The organism is Rhodococcus sp. Q1 (assembly GCF_004153645.1).
Taxonomy (GTDB): Bacteria; Actinomycetota; Actinomycetes; order Mycobacteriales; family Mycobacteriaceae; genus Rhodococcus; species Rhodococcus gordoniae.
The window spans coordinates 656,577-678,308 of sequence record NZ_SDMJ01000001.1; the positions used below are offsets into that span (position 1 = coordinate 656,577).

A 21,732-nucleotide genomic window follows, 5' to 3' on the forward strand; every position below is an offset into this window, starting at 1 on the left:
CTACCCCCGACGCGCGGCGGGGTCCCCCATTTCGTCGACGGGCCCGTCGTTGTCGTCCGAACGCTCGCTGCCGCCGGAAGATTCGCCCGTGTCGTCGCGATCGTCCTGCCCACGTTCATCGACGGTGTCGTCCGAATGGACCGGATCGCCCACGATCGCCGAATCCTGATCGCGTTGTCGGGACGGCCGCCAGGGCAGTCGCACCGGTGCGTCCGGTGCCCGGTGGAATCCGACGCGGTCGTAGATCCACGTCACGGCGGCGCCGACGACGAGTCCGAACACGAGTCCGACGATCGTCATGGTCGCACCGTGGCCGAGCCCGGCGCCGGCGCGTCCGTCGAAGTAGAGGATGGCGCGCACCGCGAGATAGATCTGGTGCATCGGCTCGAAGGTCGACAGCCACTCGAACAATCGCGGCGTGGCCTCGATCGGGATGGTGCCACCGGACGAAGGAAGTCCGAGCACGATGAAGACGATCAGGTTCACCAGCAGGCCCGCCGCGCCGAAGATCGACATCACGGCGAGCGAGGTGATGCCCACCGCCGAGATCGCGAGTGCCCCGTACTCCCACAACAGCAACGCGCGTGGTGCCGGCATACCGAGTCCGGTGGCGATCCACACGTACAACGCCGAGACGATCAACGACATGATCACCGTGATGCCCCACTTCAGTGCCAGCACCTGCAGGCGCGACATCCGGGTGGTCTCCCGTGCGATGTAGAGGGGGCCGTATTCGGTGGGTACGAAGCCGAGCTTGGTGTCGACGACCGCGTTGATGATCGTGGCACCGGTGAAGCCGGCCAGGATCAGCAGCAATGTGTAGAAGAAGGCGGACAGACCCGCGCCCGTCCCACCCGGCAGCGGTTTGTGCTCGACGGTGAGCGCATCGATCGGTTGGGCCAGCGTCAGGCTACCGGCTCCGGAGAGCTGCAGGTCGGGGGCGGTGTCGGCGAGGGTGGCGGTGACCGTCTCGGTCAGCTGTTCACCCACAGAGTCGTTCACCTGGGTCAGTGCGCGGTCGCCGATCGTGGTGACGATGCCCGTCGCGAACGCCCCCGTGCGGGGGTTCGTGTACAGGGTGATGATCGGTTTCTCGATGTCGCCGGGGACCACCGAGGCCTGCGCGAGGATCGAGATGCGTTTGGTGAAGTCGCTCGGGATGACGATCGCCCCGTACAGGCTGCCGTCGTCGAGCCCGCGGTCGGCGGCCGAGATGCCCATCTGTTGCAGGTCGATCTCCTCGGGATCGATGCCGTCGAGGATGCCCTCGGTGATCTGGTCGCCGAAGTTCTGTCGTTCGTCCGATCCGGGCAGCACGTCGCCGACGTCCTGGTTGACGATGGCCATCGGGAACTGCCTCAGGTTCTCGCTGGGATCGAGGAGGGCGCCGAGGTAGAAGTACGCCAAGGCACTCATCACCGCCGCGACGACAGCGAAGGGCGCGAGCCAGAAGCGCGCGCTGCGCAGGGTGCTGTGGTGCGGGTCGATGGACGACTGGGTTGGACTCACCTGTCAATTGTGCACACAGGTGTGTGCTGTCGAGGTCGCGAGTGCTCGAGTACACGTGGAACCGGGCTGCGTGATCTGGCACTCCGAAGGTCGTCACCCGTCATCGGTCACCGGAGCAGGTCGCCGAGGGTCGACGCCGCAGAGAGTACGGCCGCCGCGAGGCGAGTTTCGTCGGTGGCGTCGAAGACCGAGACGCCTATCGCCGCCTGAGTACCCCCGGGGCGGCTCGGCACCGCGGCCGAGATTCCGATGGTGGTGGATACGACCTCGCCGGCGGAGACGGCATAGCCCGTCTGCCGCGCCCGGGTCACTTCCGGCCGCTCGTCGGGACGCGGTGGCATGGATCCGAGGATTGCCAGACCGGCGGAGCCGCGGTCCAGCGGATGGACCTGACCCGGACGGAAGGCGATGTGGACATCGGAGCGCCGGGGTTCGATCACCATCATCGCCCGCACCGTGGTGTCGGACTCGCGGACGACGAGGTGGGCCGTGGCCTCGACGCTGTCGGCGAGTTCCTCGAGGATCGGCCGCGCGAGGGTCCGCAGGTCCTGTTCGACCGATTCGGCGAGTGTCACCAGGCCGGTGCCCAGTGAGATGCGCTTGTGGTCGTCGCGGCGGCACAGCCGGTGTGCCTCGAGAGTCCGGACGAGTCGGTGGGCGACCGTGCGGTGTACGTCGAGGCTCTCGGCGATCTCGCTGACGGACAGGCCGTGTGGGTTCCGCGCAAGCAGTTCCAGGATTTCGAGACCGTTGTGGAGCGTCTTGGACATGCCTGCGTCCGGCTCGATCCGCGGTAGGTCCAGATCCCCGGTTTGCGCAGGTACATCCCGCATTTGCGTCATGACCCCCATTACCTCCCTTGACGTCTGTGAACTGTAACACCTAGCATTTCCGTTAATCGCACACTGAGTGCGATTATCGCACACAATCACGGATGGTTTTCGTACGACATGACACGAACCGACTACGTGGACGCGGCGGTTCTCGCTCATATCCACCAGCTCTACGGGCGACAGAGCCACCTCATCGACGAGGGCTCTGCGCGTGAGTGGGCCGAAACGTTCACCGCCGACGGCGAGTTCTGCTCGCCCAGCTACCCCGCCCCCGTGGCAGGTACCGACGATCTCGTGGCCTTCGCCGAGCGCTTCCATGTCGGCGCGCAGGCAGCAGGTGAAGTGCACCGGCACGTCGTCACCGACCTCGCGGCCTACCGCGTCGACGACGACACCCTCCGTGTACGGGCCTATCTGCAGATCGTGGCCACCGTTCGTGGGGGCGAATCCCGACTCGTCCGGTTCACCACCATCGACGACCACGTCGTGCGCACCGGCGGCGAATGGCGCATAGCCCGCCGCGTCGTCTCCCGCGACGACAGCTGATCGTCACACCTCTTTCCACTTCGCTTCATATTCTCGGAGGAATCACCCATGACCGTCGATGCCCAGAACCCGGGCCGTACCGTCACCACCCCGATCGTCGCCCTCTACCCGGAGATGGCAGGCAAAGTTGCCGTCGTCACCGGCGCGGCGCGCGGTATGGGTGCCCAGTTCGCGCGCGGTCTGGCCACGCGCGGCGTGCACGTGGTGGGCGGCGACATCAACGATGTGCAGATGAAGGAGGCCGCAGAGCAGATCGATACCGATCTCGCCGTGGAAGCCCTCGTCGAGACGCCCGGCACGGTGATCGGCGCACGTGTCGACGTGACCGATCCGGCCGACCACGAGGCGCTCGCGCAGGTCGCACTCCAGGAGTTCGGCCGCATCGACTTCTGGATCAACAACGCCGGCATCTTCCCGTTCGCCCTTGCCGAGGAGATCTCGAAGGAGCAGATCGCGGCGACTCTGGACGTCAATGTCGAAGGCGTTCTCTTCGGTTCGCAGGCCGCGGCGCGGCACATGGAGCCCGGTAGCGCGATCGTGAACATGTCGTCGGTCTCGGCGCTGCGCGTGCGCAAGGGCCGCGGTGCCTACTGCGCCTCCAAGGCCGCCGTCGCCCATCTGACCGAATCGTTGGCAGTCGAATTCGGCGACAAGGGGATCCGCGTCAACTCGATCGCGCCGGGATATATCGACACCGAGATGACCCGGTGGGTCCAGGAGGACCCGGCCGCCTTGAAGCACGCGCTCGACGTCGTCCCGCTGCACCGGCTCGGTGCCCCCGAAGAGGTCTTCGGACCGTTGCTGTTCCTGCTCTCCGACAGCGCCCGCTACGTCACCGGACACTCGATTGCCGTCGACGGCGGATCACGTCATGTCTGACCGCGTCGTCGAATCGGTGTCGTACCCCTCGGTCGTACTCGTCACGGGCGCAGCCGGGGGAATGGGTGCCAACCATGCCCGCGTGCTCGCTGCACGGGGAACGCATGTGTGCCTTGCGGATATCCACGACCCGTCCGAGGTCGTCGAACAGATCGAGGCGGCCGGTGGTTCCGCATCGGCACACACGCTCGACGTGTCCGACGCCGCGGCATGGCAGAGAGTCGTCGACGAAATCCGCTCCCAGCGAGGTGAACTCGGCGGACTCGTCAACAACGCCGGCATCTCTCGACGTCTCGAATTCATGGACACCCCGGACGACGTCTGGGAGAAGACCATGCGGATCAACCTGTTCGGCCCGTTCTACGGGATGAAGGCGGTGGCTCCGCTCATGCGCGACAGCGGCGGCGGCTCGATCGTCAACATCTCGTCGATCTCGGGGCAGATCGGCTACTTCTCTCCGGCCTATTCGTCGAGCAAGTGGGGCCTGCGGGGCCTGTCCAAATCCGCGGCGGGGAACTTCGCGCGCTGGGGTATCCGCGTCAATTCGGTTCACCCCGGCCTCGTGGGCACGGCCCTGCTCGGCGGCGCCGACGCGTTCGTCGGTGCCGCATTGAACAGCGTTCCGGCCGGCCGGATGGCCACCGTCGACGAGATCACCGACTCTGTGCTCTTCCTGCTGTCGGACCGTTCGAGCTACATGACCGGCAGCGAAGTGACCGTCGACGGCGGCATGACGTCCAACGGCCTCTATCACCGCATCCTCGCGGAGACAGGAGATCAACTCTCATGAACGACGACATCATCGACGTCGTGGTGATCGGTGGTGGCGGTGCCGGTCTCGCGGCCGCAGTGTCTGCCGCCGAATCCGGGGCGAGTGTGCTGCTGTTCGAATCCGAGACCGAACTGGGCGGGTCGACCCAGCTGTCCGCGGGATTGTTCACCGCGGCAGGGACGAGTGTGCAGCGCGGTCTCGGCATCGAGGACTCCGCCGAGAAGTTCTTCCAGCACTACATGGATCTGAACCATTGGGTCCTCACACCCGGCCTGGTCCGTGCGTTCTGCGAGAACGCGGGCCCGACGCTCGAATGGCTGATCGGTCTCGGCGTGGAGATCCCCGCCCGCGAATCGTCGAACGCGCACATGCCCGGTCTGTGCCAGGCCGGTGTCGAGGACGTCTGGCGCGGGCACGTGCCGAAGGATCAGGGCTACGGACTCGTGCAGACACTCGACCGTGCGCGTCGCACGCACGGTGTGGAAGCCGTGCTCGGTACCCGGGTCCAGAAGCTGCTCGTCGAGGGCGGACGTGTGGTCGGTGTCGTCGCGGACGACATCGAGGTCCGTGCACATGCCGTCGTGGTCGCGTCCGGTGGTTTCGCGCAGAACCGCGACCTGCTGGAGCAGTACTATCCGTATCCGCTCCGAGCAGGGGAGTCGCTGTTCGTCGTGGCCGCGCCGGGTAGCCGCGGTGACCACTTCCGCTTCGGCGAGCAGGTCGATTCGTCGATCGCCGGCACGGACTGGGGACTGACCATGCCCACCGCATACTTCCAGCGTTACCACCATTGGCAGGCCGGCTTCCCGCCCAAGTCGCGGGTGTACGTGAACAAGTCCGGCCGACGGTTCATGGACGAGGATGCGTCGTACGCGGTCTCCGGCGGTCTCATGGATCGTCAGGACGGACCGGTATGGGTGATCTTCGACGAGAAGGCCCGCACCGGGCTGCCGTCGGGCTACACCGACTGGGACGCCGACCGGATCGCAGAGGAAGCCGACGCCGGTCGTACCCTGCGTGCCGACAGCCTTCCCGAACTCGCCGACCTCATCGGCGTACCGGTCGATGCGTTGGTCACCACGATCGATCGTTGGAACACCCAGCTGCCCAACGGGAACGATCCCGACTTCCTGCGGCATCGCACCCTCGCCAACAAGGGATCGACCTCGAACCCCGGCCCCGTCACGGAGGGACCGTTCTACGCGGCACGTATGCTGCCCGCCGAACTGGTCTGCACCCACGCCGGACTCGAGATCAACCCGAACGCGGAAGTTCTCGACACCCTCGGGAACGTCGTACCCGGCCTGTACGCGGCCGGAGAAGCGGGCGCCGGCATCCTCGGCCTCCGCTATGTGGGCGGCGGCAACGCCGTCGCCAATGCAGTGACCATGGGTCGCATCGCCGGCCTCAACGCGGCCCGCTGGGCTGCATCCGGCGCCGCTCCACGCGCCGCACTCGGCGTTGCCGGCGTGTAGCGCCACCTCCCCCTCACATTCGAAAAGGACACGAACATGCTCGGATCGGACGCGGCATCCCCCGCAGTGAGTCCACCCCAGGCCGGCACTCCGCAGCCGAAGCAGTCGACGACGAAGGTCATTCGTGCTGCCGTCGTGGGCACCATCGTGGAGTACTACGACTTCGGAATCTACGGCTACATGGCGACGATGGTCGCCACCCTGTTCTTCGTCTCGGAAGACGAGACGGCTGCTCTGCTGGGAACATTCGCGGCCTTTGCCGTGGCGTTCTTTCTCCGGGTGCCCGGTGGCATCTTCTTCGGGCACATCGGTGACAAGTACGGCCGGAAGAATGCGCTGTCGTGGACGATCCTGCTCATGGTCGTGGCGACCGCGGCCATGGGACTGATGCCCACCTACGCCACTCTGGGCGTGTGGGCGACGGTTCTGCTCGTGCTCGCCCGCTGTCTGCAGGGCTTCGCGGCCGGCGGTGAACTCGGCGGCGCAAACGCATTCGTCTCCGAATCCGCACCGGCACGCTGGCGCGCGACGCAGACGTCCATGGTCAACTCGGGTACCTACCTGGGGTCGTTGGTGGCGTCTCTCGTGGCACTCGGCATCACGTCCACCTTCTCGGAGGAGCAGATCCTCGAATGGGCATGGCGCATCCCGTTTCTGCTCAGCGTGGTCATCGGTGTCGTCGGCATCTGGATCCGTAATCATCTCGAGGACACCCCGCAGTTCGAGGAACTCGAGGAAAAGGGTGAGACGAAGAAGCTGCCCATCGCGGAGCTGCTGAAGACGTCGGGCGGAAGCGTCGTCAAGATCATCCTGCTCGGTGCGCTCATCATCGGTGGCTACTACATCGCCTCCGTGTATGCCGCGACCTACCTCCAGACCACGGGTGGACTGTCGTCCTCCGTCGCGTTCCTGTCGACCTGCCTCGCTCTCGTGCTCGGTGTGATCACGCTGCCCATCGCCGGTTATCTCGCCGACAAGTACGGGCGCAAGCCGGTGCTGTTCGCCGGTAGTGCCGCATCCGCGATCGTCGGTGTTCCGATGTTCATGCTGATGTCCGGCGGCACCGTCTGGCAGGCCGTCGTCGGCCAGTCCGTGCTGTTCATCTGCGTGTCGGTGGTCAACGGTGCCTCCTTCGTCACCTATGTCGAGATGCTCAAGGCGTCTGTGCGATACAGCGGTATCGCTCTCGGGAACAACGTGACGAACATGTGCCTCGGTGGCACCGCACCGTTCATCGCGACGTGGCTGATCGACGTCACCGGGAACTCGCTGGCACCGGCGGGGTACTTCGTGTTCTGTGCGCTGCTCACCCTCGGTGCGGTCTTCTTCATCGAGGAGACGAAGGGCATCGAACTCCGCACCGACTAGTCCTGTGGTGCAGCCGGAATTGTCGGAACCCGTCGGGGGCCGACAATTCCGGCATTCCCATATCCGGACCGCGTGGTCCGTGTTTCGATGTCCGGGAGGCACGGGTCCTCGAGACACGGGGTGGAGGGGAACGATGGCGAACGGATTTCGACGGGTACTGCGAGCCGGATCGGTCGCCGCAGTGACAGGAGGGATCGTCCTCGGCGGCGCCGGCATCGCGGCGGCACAGGACGAGTGGCCGGTCCAGCAACCGAACAGCCCGATCTCCGTGTCGGATGTGGACCCCGCCAACTGGCTCACGCCGGACGAGCTTGCCTACTGGAATCCGCTGGTGAACGAGCCGCGGCTGACCTCGCCCTTCGGCACGAACACCCGCATCGTGTGCCAGGGCTTCCACGGCGTGACGACCGATTGCTGGCAGGCCGACCTCGAAGGCCGTCCACACAAACTTCAGCGTCTGCCCGCGAACCTGCCCAACGTGACGGGGTCGAGCGCACCCGGCGGAGGCGTCGGGCACTTCGTGTATCCGCTCTTCTGATCCGCACGGGGCGTCAGCGGTCGTCCCGAGAGCTCGGGGTGCCCGTGCTCTCGAGATAGAGGAGCACCGCCCGTACCCGCCGACTACGGTCGGCTTCGCGCGGCAGGTCGAGCTTCACGAAGATCGAATTGACGTGCTTCTCGACGGCACTGACCGACATCGTCAGACGACCGGCGATGCCGGTGTTCGTCAGACCCTGGGCGAGGGCCTCGAGCACCTCGCGTTCGCGTTCGGTGAGGGCGGCGATGGGGTCGGCGCGGCGGGTGTTCGCGAACAGTTGCCGCACCACCTCGGGATCGAACGCCGTCCCGCCCGCAGCCACTCGTTCCAGATCGGTGAGGAATGCCCCCACGTCCGACACACGATCCTCGAGCAGATAGCCGACGCCACCCCACCCGTTCGTGAGCAGACCGGTGGCGTTCCGGTGCTCGACGTATTGCGACAGCACGAGCACAGCGACCTGCGGGTGCTCCTCCTTGATGCGCCGCGCCGCGTCGATGCCCTCCGTCGAGTAGGTCGGTGGCATACGCACGTCGAGCAGCACGAGATCGGGCACGTCGCGCTCGACGACATGATGCAACTCGACGACATTTCCCACGCCGGCGATCACCTCATGGCCTTCGTCCGCGAACAACCGCGACAAACCCTCGCGGAGAAGGGTCGAGTCCTCGGCAATCACGATGCGCACGGGATCCTCGCTTCCACGACGGTCGGCCCTCCGCGAGGGCTGTGTACGGAGAACTGCCCGTCCAGCGCGGCGATACGGCGCGCGAGACCTGTCAGCCCGGAGCCCGTCATCTCGGCCCCGCCACATCCGTCGTCGACGACCGTGACCGTGACGACGTGACCGTCCGCCGCGACGGTCACCGACACACTGTCGGCGCCGGAGTGCTTCGTCGCGTTCGTGACCCCTTCCGCGGCAACGTAGTACGAGGCTGCCGCGACATCGTGCGGCGGTTCCGGACGGATCGACAGATCCAGGTCGACGGGGAGGGAGGTGTGCGCGGACAATCCTTCCAGCGCCGCGGCGAGTCCGTGTTCGTCCAGCGCGGCCGGGTAGATCCGCCACGCCACGTCGCGCAGTTCGGTGAGCAATGCCTGTGCCTGGGCGACGGCGTTGTCGAGGTCGGCGACGAGATTTCCGCCGCGTTCGGCGGTGCGTCGCGCGCGGCCGACGTCGAGTGCGAGCGCGACGGCCCGCTGCTGCACGTCGTCGTGCAGGGCGCGTTCGATCCGCCGGCGTTCGTCGTCGATGGCGGTGACGACGTCGGCACGGGTGCGCTGCAGGTCGCGGAGACGATGCTGCGTCGCGTCGTCACCGAGCAGCCGCAGTGCCGTGCGGACGTCCCACTGGCCCACGATCATCGCCATCCGGACGGCGAGGTAGATCATGACGGCGGCGACGAGGAGCGAGACGAGGCCGTCGGCGACGGAGATGCGACCGCCGGCCAGCAGGACGATCGCCCAGCCCCCGTAGCCGGTCGCGGCGATCAGGACGAGCAGTACGACGATGCCGACAAGTGGACCGTAGGCCAGACGGACGAGGAAGTACCCCGTCGGCTCGCGATCCGGGAGATCCCGGACCGTCTCGGCGTCGAACCATCGCACGAGACGGGTGCGGTCGCGTTCGGCCGCCCGGTCCGGTCCGTCGGTGGTGCGGCGGACCGATGCCGCCGCACCCGCCACCGCGGTGACGATCCCGAGTTTCTGCAGCACATCCGCATACGGCTCGATGACTCCCCAGTTCTCACCGAGAAGGTATCCGGCGAGCACGAAGATCGAGTTCCACAGTGCGCTGCCCAGAACGGTCAGGACGACGAAGCGGCCGACGGGCATGGCCTCCACCCCGGCGGGAACCGAGATCACGCTCCGCACGAGCGGCACCATCCGGCCGAGGAACACCGATTTCTCACCGTGGCGGGCGAACCATTCTTCGCCGCGCCGCAGATCGGAGATGCTCACCAGTGGGAGTCGCTCGACCACGGCATACATCCGCGGACGCCCGAAGGCTCGTCCGGTGAGGTGGAGCAGCAGCGCGCCGACGACGGAGCCGAGGGCGGTCCACACGACGGCCGAGACGAGGGAGATCTCCCCGCGGGAGGCCGCGAAGCCGGCGAGGGGAAGGATCACCTCGCTCGGGATCGGCGGGAAGAGGTTCTCCGCGGCGACCACGAGACCGGCGCCGGGTGCTCCGAGCATCTCCATCAGCTGCAGCGAGAGGCCCGCGAGGCCGTCGAGTTCGTCGGTGGGTGACTGCGAGAGGGTGTGTTCGAGGTTCATGTCCGGAACGCTATGAGCAGTGAATGCGCAGTTCACTGCGGTTTTCCGCCGATTTCGAGGTGTTCGGGGTGTGGTTTTCCATAGTCCTGCCGATCTCCGGCCGATCTACCGGATAGTAAATAGATGAATTATTCCGGGCCTGCGGTACTGTGACCGCATGTCCGGACCCCGCGACCTCGACTACTGGTCCTTCGTCGAACTCGCGCAGGAGCGTCTGAACAGCAAGTTCGGTGAACATCACCGCAGTGCGACCGAAGTCCTGCTCACGCTCAACCGGGCCTCGGACATCGTCACCTACGACCTCGAGGCCGCGGTTCACCGTCCGCGTGGCCGGTCGTGGTCGGCCTATCGGCTCATGTTCGTCATCTGGCTCGCGGGTCCGATCGAACCGAATGTCGCCGCGCGGCTCACCGGGATGAGTCGCGCCGCCGTGTCGAACCTCGCGAAACCCCTGGTCGAGGCGGGAATCCTCGAGAAGACTCCGGTCAGCCACGACGCGCGTTCGGTGCAACTGTCGCTCACCGAAGCGGGAGAGAAAGAGATCCGGGACAGTTTCCGTGCCCAGAACGAGCGCGAAGAGGCCTGGGTGGAGGTGCTCACCCCCACCGAACAGCAAATTCTCGTGATGCTGCTGAACAAGCTGATCACCAACCGCAGCCAGTTCGACGTGCGCGGACGCAACTGACGCAGGGTCGTGACCTCTCTGTGGTTGCGCTCACGGCCTCGGTTTAGTTAACGTATTTACTAATTCCAGGCGAGCGACCGTCCCTCGCACGCCCGAGATCCGCGAGGAGTCAGATCATGGCGTTCTACCGACAGCTCGGCGTCATCCCGCCGAAGCGTCACACCCAGCACCGCGACGAGAACGGCGACCTGTACTACGAAGAGCTCATGGGCGAGGAGGGCTTCTCGTCCGACTCGGCGCTGCTCTACCACCGGTACATCCCGTCGGCGATCGTCGACGCCACGGAGTGGAAGCTGCCCGATCAGACCACCACACCGAACCATCCGCTCAAGCCGCGGCACCTGAAGCTGCACGATCTGTTCCCCGAGACGATCTGGGCCGAAACCGATGTCGTGACCGGTCGCCGCCTGGTCCTGGGCAACGCCGACGTCCGCATCTCGTACGTCGTGTCGACCGAGCCCTCGCCGCTGTACCGCAACGTCGTCGGCGACGAGATGGTCTACGTCGAATCCGGTGAGGCCACCGTCGAGACGGTCTTCGGTCCGCTCGAAGCGAAGGCCGGCGACTACGTCCTGCTGCCGATGGCCACCACCCACCGCTGGGTGCCCCGGGGCAACGGACCGCTGCGCGCCTACACGATCGAGGCGAACAGCCACATCGTCCCGCCCAAGCGCTACCTGTCGAAGTTCGGGCAGTTCCTCGAGCACGCGCCGTTCTGCGAACGCGACCTGCACGGACCGACCGAGCTCATGCAGGTCGAGGAAGAGAACGTGGAGGTGCTGGTCAAGCACCGCACCTCGCAGGGCATCGTCGGCACCCGCTACCTGATGCCGCACCACCCCTTCGACGTGGTCGGCTGGGACGGCTGCCTGTACCCGTACACCTTCTCGATCCACGACTTCGAGCCCATCACCGGTCGCGTCCACCAGCCGCCGCCGGCGCACCAGGCGTTCGAGGGCAACAACTTCGTCATCTGCAACTTCGTGCCCCGCAAGGTGGACTACCACCCGCTGGCCGTACCGGTGCCGTACTACCACTCGAACGTCGACTCCGACGAGGTCATGTTCTACTGCGGCGGCGACTACGAGGCCCGCAAGGGATCGGGCATCGGCCAGGGTTCGATCTCGGTGCACCCTGGTGGTCACGCGCACGGCCCGCAGCCGGGTGCCTACGAGCGCAGCATCGGTGTGGAGTTCTTCGACGAACTTGCCGTCATGGTCGACACCTTCCGCCCCCTCGAACTCGGTGAGGGTGCGCTCGCGTGCGAGGACGCCGCCTACGCCGGCAGCTGGAACCGCAATGCAGGAGCGGCCAAATGACTTTCGGACCTCTCCTGACCGGACTGTGCGACGACGCTGCGCTGTTCCCTCCGGGCAACGCCCCGCTGCCCGTCGCCGTCCCCGCCCACGCCGGGCACCGCTCGTCCGCGCACGCACCGCTCGTCGGAGCGTTCGTCTTCCCGGCCGGTCGCCTCGGTGAACTCGCAGATCACCTGGCGCAGCACCCGTATCCCGGTGAGCTGGCCCTGAGCCTGACCGCACCGACCGGCACCGCCGCCGTCCGGCCCGCACTCGAGCAGGTCGACGCGATGGACTCGGTGTCCGTGGTGGCCCTCGAGATCGCGGTCCCCGCAGAGCAATCCGTCGACGAGCTGTTCGCGGCGCTCGACGAGATCAGGGTGAGTCGACCGGATATCGATGTATTCGTCGAGGTTCCGCGTGACGAGCGCCGAGCCGAGATCCTCGCCCGACTGACCGGGACGCCGTACGCCGCCAAGTTCCGCACCGGCGGGATCGTGGCGGAGGCGTATCCGGACGAGGCCGAGCTCGCCGCAGCGGTCTCGACGGTCGTCACCACGGGAGTTCCGTTCAAGGCGACCGCCGGTCTGCACCACGCGGTGCGCAACACCGACCCGAGGACGGGCTTCGAACAGCACGGGTTCGTGAACCTGTTGGCCGCGGTGGACGCGGTGCTGTCCGGAGCCGACATCGACGAGGTCGCTTCCGTGCTGGCCGAACGTGACGGGGCAGTGCTCTCCGCACGTCTCGGCGCACTCTCCGACGAGCGGGCCGCAGAGGTCCGGCGCCGTTTCCTGTCGTACGGCACCTGCAGCATCGCCGAACCGCTCGAGGATCTGCTCGACCTCGGCCTGGCGCCCTCGACCGTTTCCCCGATCACCGAAGGAACGAACGCATGACCACCATCGCCATTCCGGAGGGTTCGCTCTTCGGCATCGACAACCTGCCGTACGGCATCTTCTCCACGGCCGACAGCGAACCCCGTGTCGGTGTCCGCGTCGGAGATACGGTTCTCGACCTGAGCCGTGTCTTCGAGGACGACGTCGTCTTCGCCGAGCCCTCGCTCAATGCGTTCATGGCCCAGGGTCGTGCACGGTGGGACGAAGTTCGCGCTGCGATCAGGGAACTCGTGACCGGCGATGTCGCCGACGAGGCGGTCTTCGCCGTTGCCGACGTGACGATGCACCTGCCGATCGAGGTGGCAGACTACGTCGACTTCTACGCCTCGGAGAACCACGCGTCGAACCTCGGCCGACTGTTCCGCCCGCAGAACCCCGACCCGCTGATGCCGAACTGGAAGCACCTTCCCGTCGGTTACCACGGTCGGTCGAGCACCGTCGTGACCTCGGGGGTCGACATCGTGCGGCCGAGCGGACAGCGCAAGGGCCCCAACGACCCTGCACCGGTCTTCGGTCCGTCGATCCGGCTCGACATCGAGGCCGAGATGGGCTTCATCGTCGGTGTCGGCTCCCCGATGGGTTCGCAGATCACTCCCGACGAGTTCGCCGACCACTGCTTCGGTGCGGTCATCCTCAACGACTGGTCGGCCCGCGACATCCAGGCGTGGGAGTACGTGCCGCTGGGCCCGAACCTCGGCAAGTCCTTCGCGACGTCGATCTCGCCGTGGGTCGTTCCGCTCGCCGCCCTCGAGGCCGCCCGCATCGACACCCCGGTGCAGGACCCGGAGCCGCTGCCGTACCTGAAGGGCACCGAGAAGTGGGGCCTGGACATCGATCTCGAGGTCGAGTGGAACGGGCACGTCGTGTCGCACCCGCCGTACGCGCAGATGTACTGGTCGCCGGCGCAGATGCTCGCCCACACCTCGGTCAACGGTGCCGCGACCCGCACCGGCGACCTGTTCGGATCCGGCACCATCTCCGGCCCGGAGAAGGACCAGCGTGGCGCCTTCATCGAACTCACCTGGGGCGGAGCAGAACCCGTGCAGGTGGGCGACGAGACACGCACCTTCCTCGAGGACGGCGACGAAATCGCCATTTCGGCCACCGCTCCCGGCCCGAACGGGACGCGCATCGGCTTCGGTGAGGTCCGCACCCGCATTCTTCCCGCGATCGGGGAATAAAGAAAACAGGTCCGTGCGTCAGCCGGAGCGCCACCGGCCGGACCATCGGCGATGCCCGGAACCCACGAGGTTCCGGGCATCGCCGTGTTCGGGGTCGGTCAGTCGACCGAAAGAATGTCGCCTACAGAACAATCCAGTACGCGGCACAGGGCGGTGAGGGTCGAGAAGCGGATCGCGCGGGCGCGTCCGTTCTTGAGTACCGACAGGTTCACCACGCTGACGCCGACCTTCTCGGCCAACTCGGTGAGCGTCATGCCCCGATCGGCCAGCAGTTCGTCGAGATGACACCGGACGGCATGCTCGGTTTCCGGAGGCATCAGACGAGTCCTTCGTTGTCGCGCGCCATGCGGCTGCCGATCCGCAGCACCACACCCACGGCCGAGATCACCATGCAGAAGACGTAGGCGTACCAGAACTCCGGTCCGAGAGGCGCGTTCGAGAGGACGTAGTTCATGTCCACGTCCCGGATCAGCATGTTGGTGCCCAGCGTGCGGGGGATCATCGGGACGATGATGGTCGCGATCGCCACGATGGATGTGATCCACACGAGCCGGATGACACCGCGGTCGAACAACCGGCCCCGGACGAATCGCACCATGATCCAGCTCAGCAGGGCCAGGGCCGTCAGGTAGCCGAGGGTCTGTACCGCCTCCCCGGCGCGGAGGAGGGCGACGCTGACGGGTGAGAGGACGTCGGTCGGAACGTCGATCACCGTCGTCGAGGTGGTCCGGAGGTCGACGCCGTTCGGGGTGGACAGCACCGGCGCCGCTGCCGCGTCGTCGAACCGGACCCGCGCGGTCACGATGCCGTCGCCGAGAGAGCTTGCGAGGTCGCGAACATAGGTGAAGAGCACGATCAACGACGTCAGCGCGAAGACCGTGAGGGACGCCCACAGATCGGTGCGGTCCTTCTTCGACGTCTCGGTGGGGGAGAGCGTGTCGGGTTCGGAGCCCGGGCTCTGGGGGCGGTCGGTGTCGTGGGTGGAATTCATGGTCGTCTCCGAACTCGCCGGGCGGCGGCACTATCGATTGTCGATACCATCGATAATCGTTATACATATCGAGAAACGATATGTCCAGAGAGGGCGCGTTCCCGCCGGTCCCGCCGGTCCCGCCCGGAGCGGATCAGGGCAGGCGACGCTCGATCGCGTCCCGCGCTGCCAGCGCCTTCGCGCCGTAGTCGGCGAAGAGGTCGGGGGTCAGTCGCGAAGCCGGACCGGAGATGCTGAAGCAGCCGCGCACGGTGCCACCGCGCCCGCGCAGGGCGACGGCGACGGCGGCGATGCCGTCGTGCAGCCCCTGTTCGGTCACGGCGTACCCGCGGGCGCGGATCTCGGCGATCTCCTCGCGCAGAGCCGCCGGATCGGTGACGGTGTGCTCGGTCAGCGAGGGGAGTTCGGTCGCGAGGAAATTCTCGATCCGTTCGTCGGGCAGCGACGCGAGATAGGCCTTGCCGGTGGACGCGGCGTGCAGAGGCAGGCGCGTGCCGAGGGCGAGGAAGGCGCGCAGCTGGTGGGCGCTGTCGAGTCGCTCGATCAGGACCAGCTCGTTCCCGTCCGGCACGGCGAGATGGACGGTCTCGCCCGTCTCGGTCTGCAGGCGGTTCAACTCGGAGAGTGCGACCTCGCGCAGGTCGTCGCCGGACGACATCGCGCTACCCAGGCTGAACGCGCGGCCGGTGATGACCCACTGCCCGGCGTTCGTCGTCGAGGGGCGCAGCCAGCCGGCTTCGGCGAGGGTCTTGAGGCATCGCTGAACGGTGCTCTTGGGGACGTCGAGTCGCTTGCTCACGTCCGAGAGTCCGACCGGTTGCGTGGTCGCGACCTCCTCGAACACGCGGAGTGCGGTGAGAACGCTGTTCATCGGAACCTTTCGCGCGTCGTTGACGGCAGGCGGCACGGGCTATAAGTTGAGCCGGACCGCATCGTAGCACGTCGGTCCACAATGTGGACCGTGCGCCGCGCGACACCGTCCGGCAGGACGTCGAGAAGGGACCACCACCGATGACCACCACCACGCCCGTGCCGTTGCTGACCTCGCTCACCGAGTCCGGAGCAGGCAGTGACGACCGCAGCGCTGTCCGCGTCGGAGACGTCTCGCTCACCCGATCCGAACTGATCGCGGCTGCCGCCGCTGTGGCCGACGAGGTCGCAGGCTCCTCGCGGGTCGCTGTCGACGCCACCGCGAGCATCGAAACGGTGATCGCCACGACCGGATGCCTCATGGCCGGTGTGGCCGCGGTGCCCGTGCCGCCGGATTCCGGTCCTGCCGAGCGCGCCCACATCCTGAAGGACTCGGGTGCGCAGGCGTGGCTCGGCACGGCCCCCGAGGATGTCACCCTGCCTGCGATCCCTGTCGACGCGAGCGCGCGTTCGTCGTCCTCGCACGCGGAGGCCGATCCGGGCAGTGCCGCGATGATCATGTACACCTCGGGAACCACGGGCGCCCCCAAGGGGGTCGTGCTCTCGCGGTCCGCCGTGGCGGCCGGTCTCGACGGTCTCGCCGAGGCATGGAACTGGACGTCCGACGACACGCTCGTCCACGGACTTCCCCTGTTCCACGTCCACGGACTCATCCTCGGTGTCGTCGGCGCGCTCCGGCAGGGCTCGCCACTCGTGCACACGGTGCGACCGAAACCCGAAGCCTATGCGGCAGCCGGTGGTTCGCTGTACTTCGGTGTTCCTACCGTGTGGTCGCGGGTCGCTGCCGACGAATCATCCGCTCGCGCACTGTCGTCCGCGCGACTTCTGGTGTCGGGCAGTGCGCCCCTTCCCGTCCCGGTCTTCGAGCGCATGCTCGCCCTCACCGGTTCCGCGCCGATCGAGCGGTACGGGATGAGCGAAACGATCATCACGATCAGCACACGCCACGACGGTGAGCGCCGGCCCGGCTGGGTGGGACTGCCGATCCAGGGCGTCTCCACCCGCCTGCGCGACCAGGCCGGCAACCTCGTGCCGCACGACGGTGAAACCCTCGGCCAGTTGGAGGTGTCCGGCGCGACCCTGTTCGACGGCTACCTGAACAACCCCGAGAAGACCGCCGAGTCGATGACCGAGGACGGCTGGTTCAAGACCGGCGACATCGCCGTGATCGACGACCAGGGTTTCCACCGCATCGTCGGCCGCGAATCGGTCGACATGATCAAGTCCGGTGGCTACCGGATCGGCGCCGGCGAAGTGGAGCACGCGCTGCTGAACCATCCCGGCGTGCAGGAGGCCGCGGTGGTGGGTGTGCCGGACGACGATCTCGGACAGCGGATCGTCGCCTACGTCGTCGGGGATCTCCGTGATCCGGGCGAACTCTCGGACTTCGTCGCGCAGACCCTCTCGATCCACAAGCGCCCCCGCGAGATCCGTAGCGTCGACGCTCTTCCGCGCAACGCCATGGGCAAGGTGCAGAAGAAGCTTCTCGTCGAGGACTACCTCGCCGGGAAGTGACCCGATCTACTCGACTGTGCTCGAGCAGTCGGCTCGGCCGACGCCGATCTCGTCACCGACGGTGATGTCGCCGGGAGTCCGGACCGTCGCGTAGACACCGATGCACGGCATCGGCTTGCCCCCCGGCGCAGTGGGCACCTGATGCGCGGCCGTCACCTCGCGCAGCATGCCGCGCCGCGCGGGAACCTCCTGATGGGGGAGCGTCACCATGACGCACCGCGCGGTGCGCTCGTGCGGTGCGAGGACCACGGAACCCACCGAGACCCGTCGGCCGATCCACTCGTCCTCCACGAAACCGGGCGAGTGGGGAACGTCGACGACCAGCTGCGGACGGAACCGCCGCAGGGCCACGTCGGTGGGGTCGCCGGTGCCGAGCGACTCCACCGCGGAGCGGGAGACGAGATGCAGCGGCGCCTCGTCGTAGCTGCGGTCGCGCGGTTCGAGACGCACGTCGTGACCGACCAGTTCCGACAGGAGGTCGTCGACCTCGGGATCGTCGCCGCGGATCACCGTGCCGTCGGCCAGGGTGAGTTCGAGTGCCGCCGGATCGCGCGGATCGTCGTCGCTCAGCAGTCGCGCCGAGCAGGTCAGCAGCAGACCGTAGCGACGGAAACGCTTCGCACTCGCAATGTTTCCGGATTCCGCGTCGACCAGCGCCCACACATGATCGCCGCGCAGACCGTCCTCTTCGATCGCTGCGGTGTCGAGCCGTTCACCCCCGAACGACTTCACCGGATAACGCCACAACTGATCGATACGCACGACTTGCGAGCATACGGGGACCGGAGCGGCCGCGGGGCGGGCCCGACCGGCCGGGCCGGAAGACGTCCGGCTATGACGTGGACCACAGTGTGGTTAGGTGGCGGTCATGACGGAGAACACGACACGACGATGGGGCCTGACCGTCCCCCTCGACGGCATCCCTCTGCTCGACCAGCGACGCATCATCGAAGAGCTCCCCGACCTCGGGTACACGGACGTGTGGTCGTCCGAGGCCGGCGCCGCCGATGCGTTCACCCCGCTCACCCTCGCGAGCGTGTGGGCTCCCGGCCTGCGCCTGGGCACCGCGATCGTCCCTGTCTACACCCGAGGCCCCGCCACGCTGGCCATGTCGGCCGCGAGCCTCGCTGCCGCCGCGCCCGGCCGCTTCGTGCTCGGGGTGGGCACATCGTCCGACGTCATCGTCGAGAAGTGGAACGGCATTCCCTTCGAGGAACCGTTCAAGCGCGCCCGCGACACCCTCCGGTTCCTGCGTTCGGCGCTGGCAGGGGAGAAGGTCTCCGAGAAGTACGACACCTTCGCCGTCGACGGCTTCCGGGTCGGCGTCGTGCCCGACCCGGCGCCGCCGGTGCTGCTGGCGGCGCTGCGGCCGGGCATGTTGCGTCTCGCCGGACGTGAGGCCGACGGCGCCATCATCAACTGGTTGTCCGCCGACGACGTGCGCACCGTGGCGCCCTACGTCCACGAGGGCGGCGAGAACAAGGAGATCGTCGCGCGGATCTTCGTGCTCCCCGGCTTCGACACCGAGACGGCCCGCGCCATCGGCCGGCGCATGATCGCCGCCTACATGAACGTCCCCGTCTACCGGGCCTTCCACGAATTCCTCGGCCGCTCAGACGATTTCGCCGGTATGTGGAAGGCGTGGGCGGAAGGCGACCGCAAGGCCGCCCTCGAAGCGATCCCGGACCACGTGGTCGACGCCCTCGTGATCCACGGCGAACCCGAGGCCTGCCGCGAGCATGTGGAGCGCTACGTCGAGGCAGGTGTGACCACCCCGGCCATCGCCCTGGTGCCCTCGGGCGATCCCGCACCAATGATCCGGGCGCTCGCCCCGCGCTGACGACCGGACGTCACGATTCGATGTCGGCGGTTAACGGCACCCGAGGGCGACGCGACAACTCCTGCAGATGCGCTGTGCAGGAGGCGAGATGGCCGAGCCGACGTCGAGTACGGACCCGAACACGATCGCTCGTGTGACCGTGGTTGCCGACGACGGAGTGCCGTTGGCCACCACGGTGACCGGATCGCGGGATGCGGGTCTGACCCTCGTGTGCCTGCACGGCCACTGCCAGGACGCCGCGAGCTGGGATGCCGTCTGCGAATCGGTGGACCTGCCGGGTCTGCGCATCGTCCGCTACGACCAGCGAGGACACGGTCGTTCCGGGACCGGCGACGTCACGGCGTGCACGGTCTCCGGGATGGCCGACGACCTCGACGCGGTGCTCCGGACCCTCGCGCCGGACGGACCGGTGGTGCTGGCGGGATATTCGATGGGCGGCATGGTCGCACTGTCCTACGTCCGTCGTCACCCTGACGCCGTCGGCGACCGCATCGTGGGTGTCGGCCTGTTCGCCACCGCAGCATCGGGACTCGCGGACGGCGGTATCGGACGCTATCTGCGGCATCCGGCCGCCTCCATCGTGCACCGGGCGGTGTCGCGTGCACCGCGCGTCATGGAGTTGTCGAAACGCGCCGGGGGCCGGGTGTGCACGGTTGCCGCACGCAGGCGCACGGAGGAATCGTGGCTGCGGGTGGTCGGATCGGCGCTGTCGAACGAGACCTCCGTCGTCACCTGGTCGCGGCTGCTGGCCGACTTCGCGGTCCTCGACGAGTCCGCCGCTCTCGCCGTGCTCGCGAGAGTGCCGGTGGTGGTCGCGGCGGGCACGGAGGACATCTTCGTGCCCTTGGCGTTGTCGGAGGTGATGGCGGCCGGCCTGCCGCACGCCGACCTCGTGCGGTTCGTGGGTGCCGGTCACCGTGTGCTCGCCGACCGGCCCGAGGAGGTCGCCCGCGCACTGTCGGACCTGCTCGGGCAGGTGCGCGCGGGTAGCCCTGTCGCCACCGCTCAGCGCGAACCGACGAGGGTCGCGTCCTGATCGGCGATCAGCTTCCGGGGGACGAGCGCGAGCACGAGCAGGGCCACGGCGATCGCGAAGCACGCGACGAAGCCGATATGCGGCGCGGCGAGCGAGATGACGAAGGGCACCGCGAAGCCCAGATAGATCAGGCAGTAGAAGACGGCGACGGTCTGCGCCAGTTCGTCGGAGGGCGCGATGTTCTCGGCGGTGACGAGGCCGGAGACGAGCAGCATGCCGTAACCCCCGCCGAGGAAGACGGCGGTGACGAGGACGGCGAACACCGATCCCGGACCGTCCACGAGCACCGCGACAGCGGCCGAGACGAACCCCAGGACACCGAGGCCCACCCCGGTCCACACCCCACGATCCTCACCGTGCCGGGTGATGCGCCGGGCCACGGGCTGGACCAGTGCACCGGTGAGCAGCGTCAGTGCGGCGACCACACCGGTGAACGCGACGGCCACACTGTCGACCCGATCCGACACGATCGGCGGCATCGTGGCGAACGAGACGGTCGCGCACCCGAAGACCCACGGAGCCCAAGGGACGACACCCCACCGGAAGCGTGGGGACGACAGGGTCGACAGGCGCCACGAACCCTGCACGGTGCGGGGCCGGTGAGCGTCGGGGACGGCCCACACCAGCACCAGCGCGACCACCATCAGGGCGATGTGCACCAGATAGGGCAGACGGTCGGGGGCGGGCAGCCACTGCGCGATCAGGCCGGCGAACAGGGCACCGCTGCCGAATCCCGCCGACAGTGAGACGGCCGCCCGGCGTGCTCCCACACCCGGTCCCTCGCTGAGTTCCTTCATCCAGGCCGTGCCCGCTCCGAACGCCATCCCGGACGCCAATCCGGCGAGGACCCGCCCGAGATAGAGCAGGGCGGGGATGTCGGCGCCGAGGAGCAGAACGATCGACGACACGACGCTCACCGGGATCATCGCCCGGATCACCGGGCGACGGCCGATCCGGTCGGCCACCCGCCCGAAGTAGAGCAGGGCGGGGATCAACCCCACGATGTAGGACCCGAGCATGGCGGTGAACGACCCGCTGCCGAGCCCGAGATGATCGCGGTAGACCAACTGCATCGGAGCGAACTGATTGGCACCCCAGCTCACCGCGAACACGGCGAACGCGAGACGGGCCCAGGACGGAATCATTCCCCGATCCTC

General features: G+C 67.4%; 22 protein-coding genes. 13 read left to right on the forward strand and 9 right to left on the reverse strand.

The window, feature by feature from the left end:
* Positions 1–1,509: a DUF3533 domain-containing protein gene (locus EQ874_RS03130; RefSeq protein WP_129975519.1), complete on the reverse strand. Its 1,509-nt coding sequence runs from the start codon at positions 1,507–1,509 to the stop codon at positions 1–3.
* 107 nt (positions 1,510–1,616) lie between these two features.
* Entirely contained in the window at positions 1,617–2,279 is a 663-nt protein-coding gene (locus tag EQ874_RS03135) for a helix-turn-helix domain-containing protein (RefSeq protein WP_172506064.1), read from the reverse strand.
* A gap of 180 nt (positions 2,280–2,459) precedes the next feature.
* Between EQ874_RS03135 and EQ874_RS03140 the strand changes: the two genes are divergently transcribed.
* From EQ874_RS03140 to EQ874_RS03165, 6 genes are all read left to right on the forward strand, one after another.
* Complete coding sequence (locus tag EQ874_RS03140) at positions 2,460–2,888, forward strand: nuclear transport factor 2 family protein (protein WP_129975520.1); 429 nt, start codon at positions 2,460–2,462, stop codon at positions 2,886–2,888.
* A gap of 48 nt (positions 2,889–2,936) precedes the next feature.
* A complete protein-coding gene (locus EQ874_RS03145) occupies positions 2,937–3,767 on the forward strand; it encodes an SDR family oxidoreductase (protein ID WP_064064301.1) in 831 nt (276 codons plus the stop codon).
* On the forward strand, positions 3,760–4,557 hold the full coding sequence (locus EQ874_RS03150) for an SDR family oxidoreductase (RefSeq protein WP_129975522.1): 798 nt from the start codon (positions 3,760–3,762) through the stop codon (positions 4,555–4,557). Before EQ874_RS03145 ends, EQ874_RS03150 begins: the two co-directional genes overlap by 8 nt.
* Complete coding sequence (locus tag EQ874_RS03155; protein WP_129975524.1) at positions 4,554–6,014, forward strand: FAD-dependent oxidoreductase; 1,461 nt, start codon at positions 4,554–4,556, stop codon at positions 6,012–6,014. The genes EQ874_RS03150 and EQ874_RS03155 overlap by 4 nt, the downstream gene beginning before the upstream one ends.
* 36 nt (positions 6,015–6,050) lie before the next feature.
* Positions 6,051–7,382: an MFS transporter gene (locus tag EQ874_RS03160; protein WP_064064304.1), complete on the forward strand. Its 1,332-nt coding sequence runs from the start codon at positions 6,051–6,053 to the stop codon at positions 7,380–7,382.
* 133 nt (positions 7,383–7,515) lie between these two features.
* Complete coding sequence (locus EQ874_RS03165) at positions 7,516–7,920, forward strand: hypothetical protein (protein WP_129975526.1); 405 nt, start codon at positions 7,516–7,518, stop codon at positions 7,918–7,920.
* A gap of 13 nt (positions 7,921–7,933) precedes the next feature.
* Here EQ874_RS03165 and EQ874_RS03170 read toward each other — a convergent pair whose 3' ends face one another.
* Together EQ874_RS03170 and EQ874_RS03175 are read right to left on the reverse strand one after the other, a co-directional pair.
* On the reverse strand, positions 7,934–8,608 hold the full coding sequence (locus EQ874_RS03170; RefSeq protein ID WP_129975528.1) for a response regulator transcription factor: 675 nt from the start codon (positions 8,606–8,608) through the stop codon (positions 7,934–7,936).
* The gene (locus EQ874_RS03175) at positions 8,596–10,200 is read right to left on the reverse strand and encodes a VTT domain-containing protein (protein ID WP_129975530.1); all 1,605 of its coding nucleotides are present in this window, start codon (positions 10,198–10,200) and stop codon (positions 8,596–8,598) included. The genes EQ874_RS03170 and EQ874_RS03175 overlap by 13 nt, the downstream gene beginning before the upstream one ends.
* 157 nt (positions 10,201–10,357) lie before the next feature.
* On the opposite strand from EQ874_RS03175, the gene EQ874_RS03180 reads away from it, so the two are divergent.
* From EQ874_RS03180 to fahA, 4 genes are all read left to right on the forward strand, one after another.
* Positions 10,358–10,885, forward strand: a complete 528-nt coding sequence (locus EQ874_RS03180) for a MarR family winged helix-turn-helix transcriptional regulator (protein WP_016692512.1) — start codon at positions 10,358–10,360, stop codon at positions 10,883–10,885.
* 116 nt (positions 10,886–11,001) lie between these two features.
* Positions 11,002–12,204 carry a homogentisate 1,2-dioxygenase domain-containing protein gene (locus tag EQ874_RS03185; protein WP_129975532.1) on the forward strand — a complete coding sequence of 401 codons (1,203 nt, stop codon included), beginning with the start codon at positions 11,002–11,004 and terminating at the stop codon, positions 12,202–12,204.
* On the forward strand, positions 12,201–13,082 hold the full coding sequence (locus tag EQ874_RS03190; RefSeq protein WP_064064311.1) for a hypothetical protein: 882 nt from the start codon (positions 12,201–12,203) through the stop codon (positions 13,080–13,082). The genes EQ874_RS03185 and EQ874_RS03190 overlap by 4 nt, the downstream gene beginning before the upstream one ends.
* Positions 13,079–14,263, forward strand: a complete 1,185-nt coding sequence (gene fahA / locus EQ874_RS03195) for a fumarylacetoacetase (protein ID WP_129975534.1) — start codon at positions 13,079–13,081, stop codon at positions 14,261–14,263. Before EQ874_RS03190 ends, fahA begins: the two co-directional genes overlap by 4 nt.
* Before the next feature lie 98 nt (positions 14,264–14,361).
* On the opposite strand, the gene EQ874_RS03200 is transcribed toward fahA, so the two are convergent.
* The 3 genes from EQ874_RS03200 to EQ874_RS03210 form a co-directional block, all read right to left on the reverse strand.
* Positions 14,362–14,580, reverse strand: a complete 219-nt coding sequence (locus EQ874_RS03200) for a helix-turn-helix transcriptional regulator (protein WP_016932798.1) — start codon at positions 14,578–14,580, stop codon at positions 14,362–14,364.
* Entirely contained in the window at positions 14,580–15,254 is a 675-nt protein-coding gene (locus tag EQ874_RS03205; protein WP_016932797.1) for a hypothetical protein, read from the reverse strand. The genes EQ874_RS03200 and EQ874_RS03205 overlap by 1 nt, the downstream gene beginning before the upstream one ends.
* A 133-nt stretch (positions 15,255–15,387) precedes the next feature.
* Positions 15,388–16,125 (reverse strand): IclR family transcriptional regulator, encoded by a 738-nt coding sequence (locus tag EQ874_RS03210; RefSeq protein WP_064064338.1) that lies wholly within the window; start codon positions 16,123–16,125, stop codon positions 15,388–15,390.
* 140 nt (positions 16,126–16,265) lie between these two features.
* Here EQ874_RS03210 and EQ874_RS03215 point away from each other — a divergent pair, with 140 nt between their 5' ends.
* Positions 16,266–17,699: an acyl-CoA synthetase gene (locus tag EQ874_RS03215; protein ID WP_207213464.1), complete on the forward strand. Its 1,434-nt coding sequence runs from the start codon at positions 16,266–16,268 to the stop codon at positions 17,697–17,699.
* Between the two features lie 6 nt (positions 17,700–17,705).
* Here EQ874_RS03215 and EQ874_RS03220 read toward each other — a convergent pair whose 3' ends face one another.
* A complete protein-coding gene (locus EQ874_RS03220) occupies positions 17,706–18,461 on the reverse strand; it encodes an MOSC N-terminal beta barrel domain-containing protein (protein ID WP_129975538.1) in 756 nt (251 codons plus the stop codon).
* A 106-nt stretch (positions 18,462–18,567) separates the two neighbouring features.
* On the opposite strand from EQ874_RS03220, the gene EQ874_RS03225 reads away from it, so the two are divergent.
* On the forward strand, positions 18,568–19,539 hold the full coding sequence (locus EQ874_RS03225; protein ID WP_129975540.1) for an LLM class F420-dependent oxidoreductase: 972 nt from the start codon (positions 18,568–18,570) through the stop codon (positions 19,537–19,539).
* Positions 19,540–19,672: 133 nt separating this feature from the next.
* Positions 19,673–20,575 (forward strand): alpha/beta hydrolase, encoded by a 903-nt coding sequence (locus EQ874_RS03230; protein WP_165369189.1) that lies wholly within the window; start codon positions 19,673–19,675, stop codon positions 20,573–20,575.
* Here the strand turns inward: EQ874_RS03230 and EQ874_RS03235 are convergent.
* Positions 20,545–21,720, reverse strand: a complete 1,176-nt coding sequence (locus EQ874_RS03235) for an MFS transporter (protein ID WP_064064315.1) — start codon at positions 21,718–21,720, stop codon at positions 20,545–20,547. The two genes, EQ874_RS03230 and EQ874_RS03235, sit on opposite strands and share 31 nt — an antisense overlap.
* Positions 21,721–21,732: the final 12 nt, after the last annotated feature.